The sequence below is a fragment of the Vibrio sp. Y10_XG_PY6 genome (assembly GCF_024181795.1).
GTDB lineage: Bacteria > Pseudomonadota > Gammaproteobacteria > Enterobacterales > Vibrionaceae > Vibrio > Vibrio diabolicus.
In genome coordinates this window covers 293,238-307,448 of sequence record NZ_JAMZAQ010000001.1, presented here as the reverse complement: position 1 = coordinate 307,448, position 14,211 = coordinate 293,238, and the positions used below count along the sequence as shown (strand labels likewise).

Annotated in this window: 13 protein-coding genes and 1 pseudogene; 10 read left to right on the top strand and 4 right to left on the bottom strand. The window is 46.8% G+C overall.

What is annotated here, in order from left to right; all coding sequences use genetic code 11:
* Window positions 1-7: 7 nt before the first annotated feature.
* From NL644_RS01340 to NL644_RS01315, 6 genes and pseudogenes are all read left to right on the top strand, one after another.
* Window positions 8-1,651 (top strand): TolC family protein, encoded by a 1,644-nt coding sequence (locus NL644_RS01340; RefSeq protein ID WP_114322759.1) that lies wholly within the window; start codon window positions 8-10, stop codon window positions 1,649-1,651.
* Window positions 1,651-1,854 (top strand): DUF1656 domain-containing protein, encoded by a 204-nt coding sequence (locus tag NL644_RS01335; protein ID WP_085342527.1) that lies wholly within the window; start codon window positions 1,651-1,653, stop codon window positions 1,852-1,854. Before NL644_RS01340 ends, NL644_RS01335 begins: the two co-directional genes overlap by 1 nt.
* Before the next feature lie 12 nt (window positions 1,855-1,866).
* Window positions 1,867-2,757 carry an HlyD family secretion protein gene (locus NL644_RS01330; RefSeq protein ID WP_006740779.1) on the top strand — a complete coding sequence of 297 codons (891 nt, stop codon included), beginning with the start codon at window positions 1,867-1,869 and terminating at the stop codon, window positions 2,755-2,757.
* Window positions 2,758-2,773: 16 nt separating this feature from the next.
* Window positions 2,774-3,459 (top strand): annotated as a pseudogene (locus tag NL644_RS01325) (potassium channel family protein).
* Window positions 3,452-4,600 (top strand): AI-2E family transporter, encoded by a 1,149-nt coding sequence (locus tag NL644_RS01320; protein ID WP_005396613.1) that lies wholly within the window; start codon window positions 3,452-3,454, stop codon window positions 4,598-4,600. The pseudogene NL644_RS01325 and the gene NL644_RS01320 overlap by 8 nt, the downstream one beginning before the upstream one ends.
* Before the next feature lie 216 nt (window positions 4,601-4,816).
* Window positions 4,817-5,488 (top strand): DUF2057 domain-containing protein, encoded by a 672-nt coding sequence (locus NL644_RS01315; RefSeq protein WP_114322758.1) that lies wholly within the window; start codon window positions 4,817-4,819, stop codon window positions 5,486-5,488.
* A 134-nt stretch (window positions 5,489-5,622) separates the two neighbouring features.
* On the opposite strand, the gene NL644_RS01310 is transcribed toward NL644_RS01315, so the two are convergent.
* Window positions 5,623-6,387: a ferredoxin--NADP reductase gene (locus NL644_RS01310; protein ID WP_114322757.1), complete on the bottom strand. Its 765-nt coding sequence runs from the start codon at window positions 6,385-6,387 to the stop codon at window positions 5,623-5,625.
* A gap of 210 nt (window positions 6,388-6,597) precedes the next feature.
* On the opposite strand from NL644_RS01310, the gene NL644_RS01305 reads away from it, so the two are divergent.
* Window positions 6,598-7,050: a thioesterase family protein gene (locus NL644_RS01305; protein ID WP_005374933.1), complete on the top strand. Its 453-nt coding sequence runs from the start codon at window positions 6,598-6,600 to the stop codon at window positions 7,048-7,050.
* A 436-nt stretch (window positions 7,051-7,486) separates the two neighbouring features.
* On the opposite strand, the gene NL644_RS01300 is transcribed toward NL644_RS01305, so the two are convergent.
* Window positions 7,487-7,705, bottom strand: a complete 219-nt coding sequence (locus tag NL644_RS01300; RefSeq protein WP_005396617.1) for a VF530 family DNA-binding protein — start codon at window positions 7,703-7,705, stop codon at window positions 7,487-7,489.
* 150 nt (window positions 7,706-7,855) lie between these two features.
* On the opposite strand from NL644_RS01300, the gene NL644_RS01295 reads away from it, so the two are divergent.
* Window positions 7,856-8,779, top strand: coding sequence for a LysR family transcriptional regulator (locus tag NL644_RS01295; protein WP_020838235.1), 924 nt, complete (start codon window positions 7,856-7,858; stop codon window positions 8,777-8,779).
* On the opposite strand, the gene NL644_RS01290 is transcribed toward NL644_RS01295, so the two are convergent.
* Together NL644_RS01290 and NL644_RS01285 are read right to left on the bottom strand one after the other, a co-directional pair.
* Window positions 8,776-9,066 carry a putative quinol monooxygenase gene (locus tag NL644_RS01290; RefSeq protein ID WP_017634435.1) on the bottom strand — a complete coding sequence of 97 codons (291 nt, stop codon included), beginning with the start codon at window positions 9,064-9,066 and terminating at the stop codon, window positions 8,776-8,778. The two genes, NL644_RS01295 and NL644_RS01290, sit on opposite strands and share 4 nt — an antisense overlap.
* Before the next feature lie 69 nt (window positions 9,067-9,135).
* Entirely contained in the window at window positions 9,136-9,789 is a 654-nt protein-coding gene (locus tag NL644_RS01285) for an oxygen-insensitive NAD(P)H-dependent nitroreductase NfsB (protein ID WP_005480118.1), read from the bottom strand.
* Window positions 9,790-9,983: 194 nt separating this feature from the next.
* Between NL644_RS01285 and NL644_RS01280 the strand changes: the two genes are divergently transcribed.
* Window positions 9,984-11,420 carry an AraC family transcriptional regulator gene (locus NL644_RS01280; protein ID WP_253658293.1) on the top strand — a complete coding sequence of 479 codons (1,437 nt, stop codon included), beginning with the start codon at window positions 9,984-9,986 and terminating at the stop codon, window positions 11,418-11,420.
* A 129-nt stretch (window positions 11,421-11,549) separates the two neighbouring features.
* The gene (locus tag NL644_RS01275) at window positions 11,550-14,207 is read left to right on the top strand and encodes an alpha-amylase family glycosyl hydrolase (protein ID WP_253657891.1); all 2,658 of its coding nucleotides are present in this window, start codon (window positions 11,550-11,552) and stop codon (window positions 14,205-14,207) included.
* The last annotated feature ends 4 nt before the right edge of the window (window positions 14,208-14,211 follow it).

The window sequence follows — 14,211 nt, the reverse complement described above, 5'->3', positions numbered from 1 at the left end:
TGGGGATATGATGCTTCCAAAACTAACCAAACCAAGCCTCGCCATACTTTCCCTGCTCGGGCTCAGTGCGTGTACCACTGTGGGGCCAGACTATGTTCATCCAAAGCAGGCGCCAATGCCAAGTGACTGGTCGGTGCAAAAAGCAGCCAAAGATACGCAGCAATCAAAGCAACAGCTACAACAATGGTGGCAGCAATTTAATGACTCCACTCTCAATCAGCTGGTTGAGTTGGCGAGCAAACAAAACCTCGATTTAGAAGCCGCGGGACTGCGCATTGTCCAAGCTCGTTCATTGCTTGGCATTTCGACTGGCTTGCAATACCCGCAAGTTCAAACCGTGTCAGGAAATCTAGCGCGTGCCTACGTGAATGATCAGGGTGTAAACAACGCCGCTCTGTCGTTTGATGCTGCGTGGGAAATGGATATTTGGGGCAAGTATGCTCGCGGTATTGAGTCGGCAGAAGCCGGTTATTACGCATCCATCGCGTCGTATCACGACATAATGGTCACCATCACCGCAGAAGTGGCGCGTAACTACATTAACTATCGCACGTTCCAAGAGCGCATTTTGCTGTCTCGTCGCAACATCGAAATTCAAGAGCGTGTCGTCCGCATTACACAGGTGCAGTTCGACTCTGGCAACGTTACAGAATTGGACGTTCAGCAGGCGAAAAACCAACTCTATACTACCAAAGCGGCATTACCGAGTCTCGAAGTTGCGATGAAACAATCACGTACCGCGTTGGCGTTATTACTAGGTGCATTACCGGAAGAAGTAGACGAGCTGCTGCAATCAGATGGAATGCATAAGCAAATTGCTGACTACGAAAAACAGTTCAAATCGACAGGCAGAAAATCGGCGTTATCGGGCACCGACGAGCGCTCCATTGTGCCGCGTCCACCTCTGTTGGATACCCAAGTGGACGCAAACTTAGTGATGCGACGTCCGGATTTGCAAGTCTCTGAGATGCAAGCTCGCGCGCAGAGTGCGCAAATTGGCGTGGCGGAAACCGCTCTTTACCCAAGCTTTTCACTATTCGGTTCCATCGGTATCGACAGTACGGTTCCCGATGGCAGCAGTTTCAGTTTTAGCGATTCGCTCACCATGGTGGTTGGCCCAACGTTCAGTTGGAATATTTTCCAATACGGACGCGTGAAAAATAACATTCGTTTCGAAGATGCTCGCTTCCAAGAAACGCTGACCAACTACAACAAAAAAGTGCTGCAAGCCGTTAATGAAGTCACCAATGCGATCGAAGCGTATGACCTGTATTTACAGCAAAAAGATTTACGTTTGCAATCAGTCAACTCTTCCATTCGTGCATTCAACATCTCCATGACGCAGTACGAAAACGGCCAAATTTCTTTTGAACGTCTGCTCAACTCGGTAGAGAAAATGACCCGTGCGGAAGACAGCTACGCAACGATCAAAGGGAACGTCGCGAACCAAGTTGTAGCGCTCTACAAAGCCCTAGGTGGAGGCTGGCAAACCCAAACAGGCAAACCCTTCCTCAGTGAATCTATTGCCAAGCAAATGACAGAACGAACTGACTGGGATGGTTATTTAAATGAAGAAAACCGTGTATTGCCGCCTTTGCGCCTCGAAACTCCGGATGAGACCAGTGATGAAAACAAAACGGAGGATCTCTAATGCCTCATGAACTTTCTTTGGGAGACATTTACTTTTCTCCCACGTTACTGGTGCTCTTTCTCGCCGTCACGGCAACGTGGATAACGGTGATGATATTGAACAAGACACGTCTGTCTCGCTTCATTGCTTTTCCGTCTCTGACGTTTATTGCCATCATGGTCGGTTATGTGGTGGCCATCGACAGCTTTTATATTCAATTTTAGGTGCCAAACAAGATGAAAAAACTATTCGTAATCGCACTCAATCTTGTCATTCTTGGTGGCGCAGCTTGGCTCGGCTATCAAAAATTTGAAGAGTATTTTAATAACCCTTGGACACGCGACGGCCAAGTGCGCGCGAACGTCATCAAAGTAGCTCCTCGTGTATCAGGCCCAATTGTAAATGTCGCGGTGCAAGACAACCAAGAAGTGAAAACAGGCGATTTACTGTTTGAAATCGACCCAGCGACTTACGAAGTTGCTTTGTCTCAAGCCGAAGTGGCACTAGAACGCGCCATTGTTAGCTCTCGCGGTAAAAAAATCGAATACGACCGCCTTAAAGATATTCGCGCGAAAGACCGCGGCGCAGTTTCTCACAAGGATCTGATTCGTCGTGAAATCGCTTACGAAGAATCGCTACTGCAAATCAAATCTGCAGAAGAGCAATTAAAGTCAGCGCGCCTTAACCTCAGCTTCACCAAAGTTTATGCGACCGTCGATGGTTTTGTGTCTAACCTCGATATCCGAAACGGTACGCAAGCGGTCGCAAACCAGCCACTGCTGGCGCTGATCGACAAGAACAGTTTCTGGGTGTTTGGTTTCTTCCGTGAAAACCAACTCGCGCAAATCGAACCGGGTAGCCAAGCACGTGTCACTTTGATGTCTCACCCAGACACGCCAATTGACGCAACGGTTGACTCTATCGGTTGGGGTATTGCGCCGAAAGACGGCACGGTCGGCTACAACCTTCTTCCAAACGTAAACCCTGTTTTTCAATGGATTCGCTTGGCACAACGTATTCCGGTGCGAATCTCAATCCAAGAACTTCCAGAAGATGTTGATCTTCGATTCGGGCTTTCTGCGTCCATCATGGTGATGAAAGATTCATCAGCAGAAAATGAACAGTAACTAAGTGAGAAGAACCATGGTCATTGGTAAAAAACTCAAAAACATTAATGAAGAAAACAACTTCTTCTATCTAACTTTAGCGCTGGTGATTTTGTTGCTAGGGAGTGCGATGGCACAAGTGGTGGGCGAAGGGACGATTGAACACATACTGCAGGCATTCACGGTTCTCACGTTCATTGTCTGTTTTGCCAGCCTTCGCTTTGACAAAATGTGGTCTCGTTTCCTCTATACCCTGTTTGGCGTTTGGGTTCTTGTGATTGTTATCAAGACCGTTTTCAACATCCGAGAGATGAATGTAGTGATGCTTGCCCTCACCTTCGCATTCTTTTTCGGCACTTTTAAATCCATCGCAAGGCAGATTCTTTTCACTGGCCACGTCAATAGCAACAAAGTCATTGGCTCAGTCGCGCTTTTCTTACTGCTTGGTCTGATGTGGGCAATTGCCTATCTCATTCTTCTAGAGTTCTCGCCAACCTCATTCACTGGGATGGAAGCCATTTCTTGGGGCAGAATTTCTCTAATGCGGCGTATTTTAGTTTCGTCACCTTAACCACGCTTGGTTATGGCGATATCAGCCCTCTAACGCCATTGGCTCAAGTCGTGGTGTATTTAGAGGCCATTACAGGTGTTTTCTATATGGCGATTGTTGTTTCAAGTCTCGTCAGTTCTAACATTGATCATCAGGTAAACAAAAATGGATAAACAATCGGTAAAAATCGACAGTAAGCTTTTCATCAGTAATATGGTGGAGTCAGCAATACGCATTGGCTTGATCTTCGTCTTGCTGATGTTTACGTACGACATCATCAAACCCTTCATTCTTCCCGTTATTTGGGGTGCAATTATAGCCGTCGCTTTAATGCCACTTACAAAAAAGCTGGAGCGTGCATATGGCGGTCGCAGAGGCCTGGCAGCCACGACGATTGCTTTACTTGGTATTGCACTCTTAGTCACACCACTTGTTATGGTGTCAGGTTCCATTGTGGATGGTGCAACGCATGCGCTTGAAGTATTGCAAAACGGGCAAGTGAAGATCCCAGGTCCAAAACCTTCCGTTGCGGATTGGCCTGTCGTAGGTGATAAGCTCTATGAGGTGTGGACCCTATTCGCGACTAACCTTGAACAAGCGATTCAAACCTTTATGCCGCAGATAAAGTCCGCGCTCACTTCTTTGCTAGGCACACTTGGCGGTGTATTGGGCAGTTTACTGCTTTCAATCTTGTCACTTGCGATTGCAGCAGGTTTTATGACGTACTCTGAATCTGCAGCATCAGGGCTAAGAACCATCGCTATTCGTACCGCTGGTGAAAACGCTAAAAGCTGGACCACGCTTATCGCAGCAACCATTAAAAGCGTACTGCTTGGCGTAGTCGGTGTGGCGGCGATTCAAGCCCTATTGATCGGTGCTGGTTTCTTTGTATTTGGCGTTCCAGCAGCTGGTTTGCTCACTCTGATTCTGATGATCTTGTGTATCGCTCAGCTACCAGCGCTGCTTGCCGTACTACCAGTGATCGGCTTTATGTACATGACTCAAGATACAACGACAGCCACCATGTTTACTGTCTGGGTAGTAGTTGCAGCTCTTTCTGAAAACCTGTTCAAACCAATGTTAATGGGACGTGGTGTCGACGTACCAATGCCTGTGATTCTGCTCGGTGCCATCGGTGGTATGCTTTTCTACGGCATCGTTGGTCTGTTCTTAGGTGCTGTTATCCTGGCGATTTGGTATGAGTTATTTGTTTGGTGGTTGAGCATTGAGAAAGCACAACAGCAAGAAGAAATGGCAGAACAACAAGACGCTTCTGATGACCAATCAGAGCCTGGACACGGTGCAGGCATTTAATAAATCAATAGGTTAGAAAGAAATTTAATCTATAACTTATGATATCAAACCGCTCTATTGCAGCGGTTTGATTCTATTTGGATCACAGTTTCCCCGTAATAAATGCGATAAAAATGACGTTCTTGTTAAATTTTCATACTTCTTACACTTGGGAGTTGCAATCGGGCAATGAACGATGCACTCTCGATGACCACTAATTTGCTTAGGATAAAAACAATGAAATTGATCAAGCCTTTAACTTGTGCGCTTGCTCTCGCAATGAGTGGCATGGCATTCGCAGATGTAACCGTGAGTGTTCCTGACAACGTTTCAGTATTAGCGGCTAACGGTGAAAAAGCAGACCTTTCGGGTGGTTTTTTCGCCTCGGAAAGAACACTAACGTTACCTGATGGCGTTAACCAAGTCGTATTTCGCTTCGCCCCTTACTTTAACCAAGGCAATGACCGTTTAAGTGTTGAAAGCGATGTTATCGTTACACGATTTGACGCTGCCAATGCCGAGCTGACGCTACAAATGCCAGAATACCGCAACCTTCGCGACGCGGAAGAAAAGATCAAGGACTTAGATTGGAAACTGGTTGATGATTCAGGCAACACCGTCACTGTTGAGCAAGACAAATTGATCAAACCGGGTATGCAAATCGGTCGTGATTACGTGCGTGAAGTGGAAAGCTACAACAAAACAGGCGGCGTTGCTGCTATCGCTGTTGCTGGTGCAGCCGTTGCTCAACCAGTCACACTACCAGCAAAGATTCCTGAAGATATGAAACAAGCGAGAGCGACTGCGGTTAAATCAGATTCGACAGCAGAAGAGATGCTGCACTTCTGGTACCAAAAAGCAGACGCAGAAACCAAAGCTCGCTTTAAAGCGTACGTTAATCAACAATAAGTCTGATTAACTCTATCGATATTAAAAAAGCCACTTCATGTGGCTTTTTTGATCGAACAAGCTAGGACGTTTGAACGACTTTGGTATTGGTGATCATCATGTGTTCAATATGGTTATATCAATTTAACCAAACGCTACCAGTAACGCTCATAGATGATATTGCCTCCTGTTTTAGGACGATACTTTTCCAACCCAAGCCCTTGTAAGACTGGCAAGGTATCTTTGATCATCTGCGGGTTCCCACACATCATGACAAAACTACTTTGAGCAGAGAATGGCACATCAGCAGCGTTGGACAGTCTACCCGATTCGATGAGTTCGGGAATTCGACCTTGTAACTGACCATCCACCACTTCCCTACTGACTATCGGGATGTACTTTAATCTGCCTTCATATCGTTGCTGTAGTTGCTCAATCAGATATTTGTAGACCAGATCTTTTTCGTAGCGAACCGCATGAACAAGCACAATTCGCTCATTATGAGGTGGTAAGTTTATATCATCCAGTAGCGATAAAAACGGTCCAATACCTGTACCTGTAGATAGCAGCCACAGATCATGAGCCTGTTTAGGAATAGAATCGTGGATTAAGTCACCATGTGCGGTCTCACCAACATAAATACTATCACCAGATTTAAGCTTTTGGAGCCTTGGGGAAAGTTGTCCTTGAGGGTCCGCTACTATTAGGAACTCCAACCAATCGAACTGTTCACTTGGTGCATTAACCACAGAGTAAGCACGACTTATCAGCTTGCCTTCATCATCAAGCAAAGCAAGCTTGGTGAACTGACCAGCTTTGAAGGAAAGAGGCGCGCCAGATATTCTCAAACTGAACAACTCACCTGTCCAATCAATGCGTTTCTCAACTCTTGCGAGGTTGAAACCTTTGAGTTCAATCATGAGACACCTCCTACCTGGTTACTCTTAGTTAAACTTACGCCTTCAACTCGATTATGTAAAGTTTCTAGTTTACATAATCAAACCACTATTTCATTTCACATTTTAAAAACAATTTTATTACATATTAAATGATTACATCTAGAATAAATGCTCAAAGTGATAAGTCGCGTCGCAATTCGTGGCAATGCAGATGAAAAAGGAGCACTAAAAATGGACACACTGTTAAAGGACTTTCCCGTTATCACAGAGATCAAAGTCGCATGGGGTGAGATGGATGCTCTGCAACACGTCAATAACGTGGTCTATTTTCGCTACTTTGAGACGGCGCGTTTAGATTACTTCAACAAAATTAATCTGCTAGTCGACCTGCAAACCTCGCAAATTGGGCCAGTACTGAGCGAGACGCAATGCCGCTACAAGCTTCCTGTCACTTACCCAGACACGTTATTAGTCGGCTCGCGCGTAATCGACATGCAAGAAGATCGAATCACGATGGAATACCAAGTGCTGAGTAAGAAGTGGGGTAAGATTGCGACCATCGCGACCGCCACTGGTGTGATGTTTGATTTTAAGAACAACGTAAAAGCGGCGATTCCAGACCACGTTCGCCAGTCGATTTTAGACTTGGAAGGAACTGTGGGTAGCACGCATCATTTAGAGTAGCAAGAAACGAGAGATCAAAGGCGAGGTTCCCTACAGCGCTTCTTCATCGCTATCGGGAATGATGCTGAGATACCATTCCAGCCTACGCGATAAGAAAAGCTGCGTCATTCTAGCAAGCCATAGCGAGACTAAGAATCTACTTACCGCTTGCTGCAGACCCTAGAGCGATGAATCTACTCAATACAATCTGAGAGTAGATTCTGAATCACGCTCGTTCCTGGCGGTTCAGAATGACGAACCTCGTTTAGGTTCTGACTCTATAACACTATCTAAGAAAACCATCCCGGACGAGCACAAGCGAGTCATCCGGAATCTCGCTTTAGACTTGATAGCAGGGCTACTCTTCTAGCCTACGCGATAAGAAAAACTGCGTCATTCTAGCGAGCCATAGCGAGACTAAGAATCTACTTACGGCTAGCTGCAGGCCATAGAGCGATTAGCAAAACGTCTCGATATACAGCGCTTCGACTTTGTCTCTTGCCCATTGCGTTTTACGCAAAAACTTCAGAGAAGATTTGATCGACGGATCTTTCTTAAAACAGTTCACTCGAACGCGCTCATACAGGCCATTCCAACCAAAGTGTTCAACTAGTCGGGTGACGATTTTTTCTAAACTCAACCCATGCAGAGGGTTATTCGGCTGTTCGTTGCTCATGTTGTTGATCCAGTAACGATGTAAGTGGCGGGCTAATCTAACTCAAAGTGACCACTTAACCTAATGTTTTCACCTTCAAAGGCGTTTAGCTTGAATTACTTTGCTCATCTCCCCTATAGTAGCTCAAACTTCACAAACATCCTTTTCACGATGAAAGCCCTCAACGACCTCAATATTTTTGTCGAAACAGCGCGCCAAGGCAGCTTTTCAAAAGCCGCTAACAGCATGGACATGACACCTGCCGCCATTAGCGCATCGATTAAGCGTCTTGAAGGGCAAATCGGTTTCCCGCTGTTTGTGCGTTCCACCCGAAGCCTGCGTTTAACCTCAGAGGGCGAACTGTTTTTAGACAAAACCACGCAAGCGTTGGCAACATTGCAAGAGGGGTTGGATCAGATCTCAAGTGCGCGTGGTGAGTTATCTGGTCAACTGCACATTACTGCGCCCTCCGATTTTGGTCGCAATATGTTGCTCGATTGGGTGGATGAGTTCATCGATCTCTACCCAAATGTTTCCATCAAACTAGAGCTGTCCGATAGCTTGACGGATATGTACACCAAGCCTGTCGATATTGCGATTCGCTACGGCGAGCCGGCCGACTCCAATCTGGTCGTGTTGGCTTTGTGTGGGGCAAACGAGCGGATCTTATGTGCATCGCCAGAGTACGTAGCTACACATCCAGAACTCACCTCTCCTGCCGATTTAACGCAACACAACTGTTTGTGCTATATGGTCGCGGATTCGGTCTACAACAAATGGACGCTCACGCGTGACGGTGAGAAAGAACAAGTCGTGGTCAGCGGTAACTTGATGAGCAACGATAGTGACTTGCCACATCGGTTAGCGATCAAAGGCAAAGGCATTGCGAATAAATCGTTGATGGACATCAGCCGAGACTTAATCGAGGGAAGATTGGTGCGAGTGTTACCAGAGTGGGATTGCGGCCCAGTACCGCTCTACATGGTGTGCGCCGATCGTCGGTTACTAACGCCAACGATTCGGACTTTCCGCGACTTTATCCAACAAAAATGCTGCCAGCAACGCGCCAACGTGCTGGCAACCTTCTGTCATTAGGCGATAAATCGTAGAGGACGAATCTGGGTATACTCAACCCAATCGTTCTCTTCCAATGTTTCAAGAAACGTCGCCATGTGTGGGCTTTGCAAATGCTTATCCAAGGCCTCTTGCGATGCCCAAATTTCTTGGAACATAAATAGGCCATCAACTTTTTCGTCGAGATACAACTCGTATTGGCAACAGCCTTCTTCTTGACGAGTTGGCTCTAGTAAACCAGCAAGCAAATTCACCACCTGATCCTTGCTGTCTGGATAGGCTTTCACTTCTGCAACTAAGTGGATCATCGTTTTATCACCCTTTTGCGATTTATATATTGATTACAGGGTTCTACGTAACCAGCAAGTAAGCTCGAATTAGATCTCGGTGAATACGGTTTCTGCGTCCCAGCGAGACTTTGGCGTTTTCGCGTTGAAGTCATCTTCCGCGTGGTAGCCCAGCGGCACGATCACAACGCTGGTGTAACCTTTTTCACGCAAGCCAAATTCTTCATCCAGCACTTTGGGATCAAACCCTTCAATTGGCACTGCATCAATTTCTAGCGTCGAAGCACCCAACAACAACGTACCCACGTTGAGGTAAACTTGTTTCTCCATCCAATGATTCGCATCTTTCAGATCAAAGCGGTGCATGTTCACAAAGTAGCTACGACCACCACGCACAGCCGCTTTCGCTTCTTCGGTTGGGAATCGGCCATCTTTTTCTTCTTGCGCCATTAGCGCTTCAATGTAGTCGTTATCAATGCCTGTTTTCGCACAAAACACCAATACGTGAGAAGCGTTGAGAATCTTCGCCGCGTTAAACGCGTAGTTCTCTTGCGCCGCTTTAGCGATGCGCTGTTTGCCTTCTTCTGTGCTTGCCAGAATGAAATGCCAAGGCTGGGAGTTCACACTCGATGGACTAAAACGAATCAGCTCTTTAACTGCGTCGATTTTTTCTTGAGGTAGCTTGCGCGTTGGGTCAAACACTTTCGTTGAGTAACGAGATTTTGCAGCTTGTACGATATCCATGAGGTTCTCCAATTAATGAATTTAAGCTGTGTAACAGCATAACCTCATGAGATAAAGGGAAAAACCGATTTCGATTAAAAACATTTTCAAAATAAATTTGAAAATAAAACGATAAGAAAGGCTTTGAGCGTTCTCACTGAACTTCTTCATCTTTTCGGCAATAATGCTTGTTTGCTCGCAACCAAACTCAACTCATGCAGCCTCAAGATAACGTTATTACATCCTTTCTGTGTAAAAAGCTCGGTCACAATCACCTGAGAATTGCCGGCGAATATTGGCACATTGAGAAGTTGGTTGCCTTGCAATGCATGATGTTGAAGGAAGCGCCTGACCTCCAAGAAGGCCTGCTGTGGTGGAGTAAAAGTGTTTCATTATTCGACCGCCGTTTGTACGTCACATTTCAACATGGTGATGCCCAAATCCATCTGCAAGTAGAATGCAGAACGGCCGATATGCCAAATTGGGCGGAGTCGGTGTTTGGCTTGCTCAAAATGCAGTTGGAAATGCTTGAGCTAAGCGAATCAATACAGGTACAGGTTCACGCCAACAATCCACTCGCGGCCGATATTTTTCTAGGGGAAACGCGAGATTCTAAAACGAGTTCAAGCGTGTTTGACTTGGTGAAACATGTTTATTTGCTGCTTTCTCACCAGCCAATTGAACAACCAGAATTGCTGAGTGTTTTGAACGCCTTGTTCATCAAAAACAGCAATTACGCGCTCAAGTTAGAGCAAGCGGCAAGGCAACTGGGCGTCTCCAAACGCACCTTGCAACGTCGACTACAAGAAAAACAAATGAGCTACTCTCAATGCGTTGATTTCGCTAAAAGAAAGCAAGCACTCACTTTGCTCGCCGACACCCAACTCACGACGCAGCAAATCGCCTATCAACTTGGTTACGAAGAACCATCGAACTTTCACCGCACTTTTCGTCGTTGGTATCCGTTTTCACCCATGCAGTATCGCCAACAATGTTTGGATAACCGAACTCAGCTAAATCAGCAACCGATCCGCTTGTACTACGCCAAAGCCAATACCTTCGACGATAACCACATCGACCAACCTGTCGGCAAAATCTGGATGGAAGTGGACAATATTGCGTTTGAGAAAGTGGTCTCGGTAGAATGCCGTGACCGTGATGGCGCATGGCGGCGCTACCCCGCCTTCTTCGAGCGTTTTTTAAGTCATGGCACCGAACTCTGGGCAACGACCGAACTTCCGGTAGCGCATCCCCTTACCTTTCGCCTGTGTTATGAAGTCGATGGGGAACGTTACATTGAGAATAACCACCAGCGTGACTATGTGGTTTCTAAAGGGCTTTTAATTGGCGCAACGGAATACATTGTCCCGACTCGGCAGCTTATTAATATTGGGGCGCAATACACGCTCTTTATCGAACTGGCATGCCGACTTGAAAACGTTGCGAGGATTGACTGTTACGTCGATGATGACCCCACACCTCACGCAATGCGCTTGACCCAACACTCGCTACATTATGCTTGTTGGGTGCTGCAATTATCGCTCACTCAAACTGCAAAGCAGTGCCGTTTCCGCCTTTATGATGAATCCGACAACGAGCTCGCGAAAGAGCATTACCCGATACAATATCCTATTGTGCAACCGCTCAATTAAAACTGTCGGTCAGATCAAAATCGTCTCTTCGTGACATCATTTCACGTCTTTTTTGGCGTGAAATGACACTCTCAATTTCAAACCTTTGCTTTATCGTTTCTGCATTGCTGCATAACGGAGGCAAAGACCGTGTTTGAAACTCTACCTAACTCAATGAATAAAATAAAAATACTTCCTTTAGCGATCGCACTTGCTCTTTCTGGCTGTGGAAGCGACGAAACCACACCAATCGATACAGGCAGCCACGTGGCATCTCCTGATTGGCAAGATCAAATCATTTACTTCCTGATGATTGACCGTTTTAACGACGGCGACAGCGCTCTCAATGATCAAGGGCAAAACGAATTCGATCCGACGTCGGATAAAAAATTCAGCGGCGGCGACCTCGTTGGCGTGAGTGATAAGTTAAGCTACATCGAAGATCTCGGTGCCACATCGATCTGGATTACTCCGCCAGTTGCTAACCAATGGTGGGATGCAGAGCAAAACTACGGCGGCTACCACGGGTACTGGGAGCGCGATTTTCAAAAAGTGGATGAACACTTTGGTGACATGGAAAGCTACCAAGCGTTAGCACGCGAAGTGCATGCGCGTAACATGTTCTTAATTCAGGACATCGTGACCAACCATGTAGGCAACTTCTTCACATACGATGATCCTTACAGTTATGATCCAAGCCTACCTTGCCAAGGCTTCCGTTTGATTAAAAATGCACTACCCGCCGGACAAGAGCTGCCGTACCCACTCAACATGAACGAGTGTAAAACAGACGGCACAGGCAGCTACCACTGGACGCCAACCATCACCGACCACAACGATCCGGTACAAGAAAAAACCTGGCAGCTCTCTGATTTGGATGACCTCAATACGTCCGATCCTGAAGTACGCGCTTATCTAAAAGAGAGCTACCGAAAATGGATTCGCGAAGTCGGCGTCGACGGATTCCGTATCGATACGGTGAAGTTTGTTGAACACGATTTCTGGAACGACTTCCTACACGCCAACGATGGTGTGATGACGCAAGCGGTTGATACCGGTCGTAACAACTTCCTCACTTTTGGTGAAGTATTCGAAACATCTACGCCATACAACACTGAAGGCGAAAAGAAGATGCTGACTTACATCGGTGAAAGTGGCTCGCCGAAACAGCTAACCTCGGTACTGAACTTCCCATTGCAAGCGACCATGACGCGCGTATTTGCATCAGGGCAACCGACCGATTACTTACGCTTCCGTCTTGAGAAGATGATGGAGATGTTCCCGAATCCATACATCATGCCGAACTTCATTGATAACCACGATATGCCACGTTTTCTATCGCAAGGCAGTGTCAACGATATGAAGCAAGCGCTGATCACAATGATGGCAGTGCCGGGCATCCCTGTAATTTACCAAGGTACTGAACAGGCGATGTCAGCAGCGCGCGATGCGATGTTTGCTGGCGGCTACCGTGAAGACGGCGACTACGTAGACTCATTCGACCAAAACAGCGAGATGTACTTGTTCATCCAAGAGCTTGCTAAGTTACGTACCGAAAACAAAGTCATGACACGCGGCGAAATGAAAGTGATTGGCAGCGATAAAGCCGGCGCCGGTGTGTTCGCTTTTACCCGAACGTTGGATAACGACGAAGTCTTAGTGGTAATGAACACATCGAATTCCCCGATGTTGATGAACCAACTCGATGTAGAGCAAGCGGGCGGCACTGTTTTCCAACAACAAATCATGTCGAACTGGGCAGACGCTCCGGAGAAGCTAATCGCAGATGAAAACGGTCACGTAACCCTTGAGCTACCAGCCAAATCTGCCGTGATTTACTCGAAAACTAACGACACCCAATCGGTAGATACACCAGACCTCAACATCCAACTAGCGCAGGATTGGGAAGGGCAAACCATCACAGATGACATCGTGATTGCTGGTACTGCTAATGCAAACGAAAAGTTGAACCTTGTCGTCGACGGTAACTTGGAAACAGCGCAAGCAATCGAGGTTGGCGCTGATGGTCAGTTTAGCGTCACGCTGTCAACTCGTCATTTTGCGATTGGCGAGCAACAGCACCGCTTCGCGATTTATTCCACCGAGAAAAAAGCAGGCATCGAGGACGTGAATTTTGTCTCGAACCTAAACTGGTCAAACACACCGGATGACACCATTGATGATGCAGGTGATGCGCAAGACGGCACTGGGGGTCCTAACGGTAACTACTCATTACCAACCGATCCAACGTTCGACAAAGACAACAGCCAACTCGCAATCAACAAAACAGAGGTGTTTACCGTTGGCAGTAACGTACGTTTGACCTTCACCATGGACAAAATCACCGACACTTGGTTGCCACCAAACGGCTTCGACCACGTGGGTTTCACCATCTTTATTGATTTACCTGAAGAAGCCGCAACTAACTTGTCTGAGCTACCGAAGATCAACGCTTCTATGCCAAGCGGAACCTGGAGTCGTAATGCGGTTGTTTTTGGCTGGCAAAGCTCGATTTACAACACCAAAGGAGCAAATGCGACGACATGGGGAGAAGCGGTCACGCCAGCACCAACAGTGACAGTAGACAAAGCCAATAACACTATTTCGATGGACTTTGCGAGTGACGCGCTGGGTCGACCTGATTCACTGGATGGCATTCGATTCTATGTGACAACTTGGGACTTGGATGGATTGTCTGCCACTTACCGTCCACTGGAACAAAACAAAGGCCCTTGGAACTTCTCCGGTGGCGCATCGGATGAGAGCAAGATTTGGGATGACTTACCAATCATCACCTTGTCTGAATAAACCG

Excerpts from the sequence above, each read along its gene's own strand:
- NL644_RS01340 (WP_114322759.1), top strand. The coding sequence starts at position 8 with ATGATGCTTCCAAAACTAACCAAACCAAGCCTCGCCATACTTTCCCTG.
- NL644_RS01335 (WP_085342527.1), top strand. The coding sequence starts at position 1,651 with ATGCCTCATGAACTTTCTTTGGGAGACATTTACTTTTCTCCCACGTTA.
- NL644_RS01330 (WP_006740779.1), top strand. The coding sequence starts at position 1,867 with ATGAAAAAACTATTCGTAATCGCACTCAATCTTGTCATTCTTGGTGGC.
- NL644_RS01320 (WP_005396613.1), top strand. The coding sequence starts at position 3,452 with ATGGATAAACAATCGGTAAAAATCGACAGTAAGCTTTTCATCAGTAAT.
- NL644_RS01315 (WP_114322758.1), top strand. The coding sequence starts at position 4,817 with ATGAAATTGATCAAGCCTTTAACTTGTGCGCTTGCTCTCGCAATGAGT.
- NL644_RS01310 (WP_114322757.1), bottom strand. The coding sequence starts at position 6,387 with ATGATTGAACTCAAAGGTTTCAACCTCGCAAGAGTTGAGAAACGCATT.
- NL644_RS01305 (WP_005374933.1), top strand. The coding sequence starts at position 6,598 with ATGGACACACTGTTAAAGGACTTTCCCGTTATCACAGAGATCAAAGTC.
- NL644_RS01300 (WP_005396617.1), bottom strand. The coding sequence starts at position 7,705 with ATGAGCAACGAACAGCCGAATAACCCTCTGCATGGGTTGAGTTTAGAA.
- NL644_RS01295 (WP_020838235.1), top strand. The coding sequence starts at position 7,856 with ATGAAAGCCCTCAACGACCTCAATATTTTTGTCGAAACAGCGCGCCAA.
- NL644_RS01290 (WP_017634435.1), bottom strand. The coding sequence starts at position 9,066 with ATGATCCACTTAGTTGCAGAAGTGAAAGCCTATCCAGACAGCAAGGAT.
- NL644_RS01285 (WP_005480118.1), bottom strand. The coding sequence starts at position 9,789 with ATGGATATCGTACAAGCTGCAAAATCTCGTTACTCAACGAAAGTGTTT.
- NL644_RS01280 (WP_253658293.1), top strand. The coding sequence starts at position 9,984 with ATGCAGCCTCAAGATAACGTTATTACATCCTTTCTGTGTAAAAAGCTC.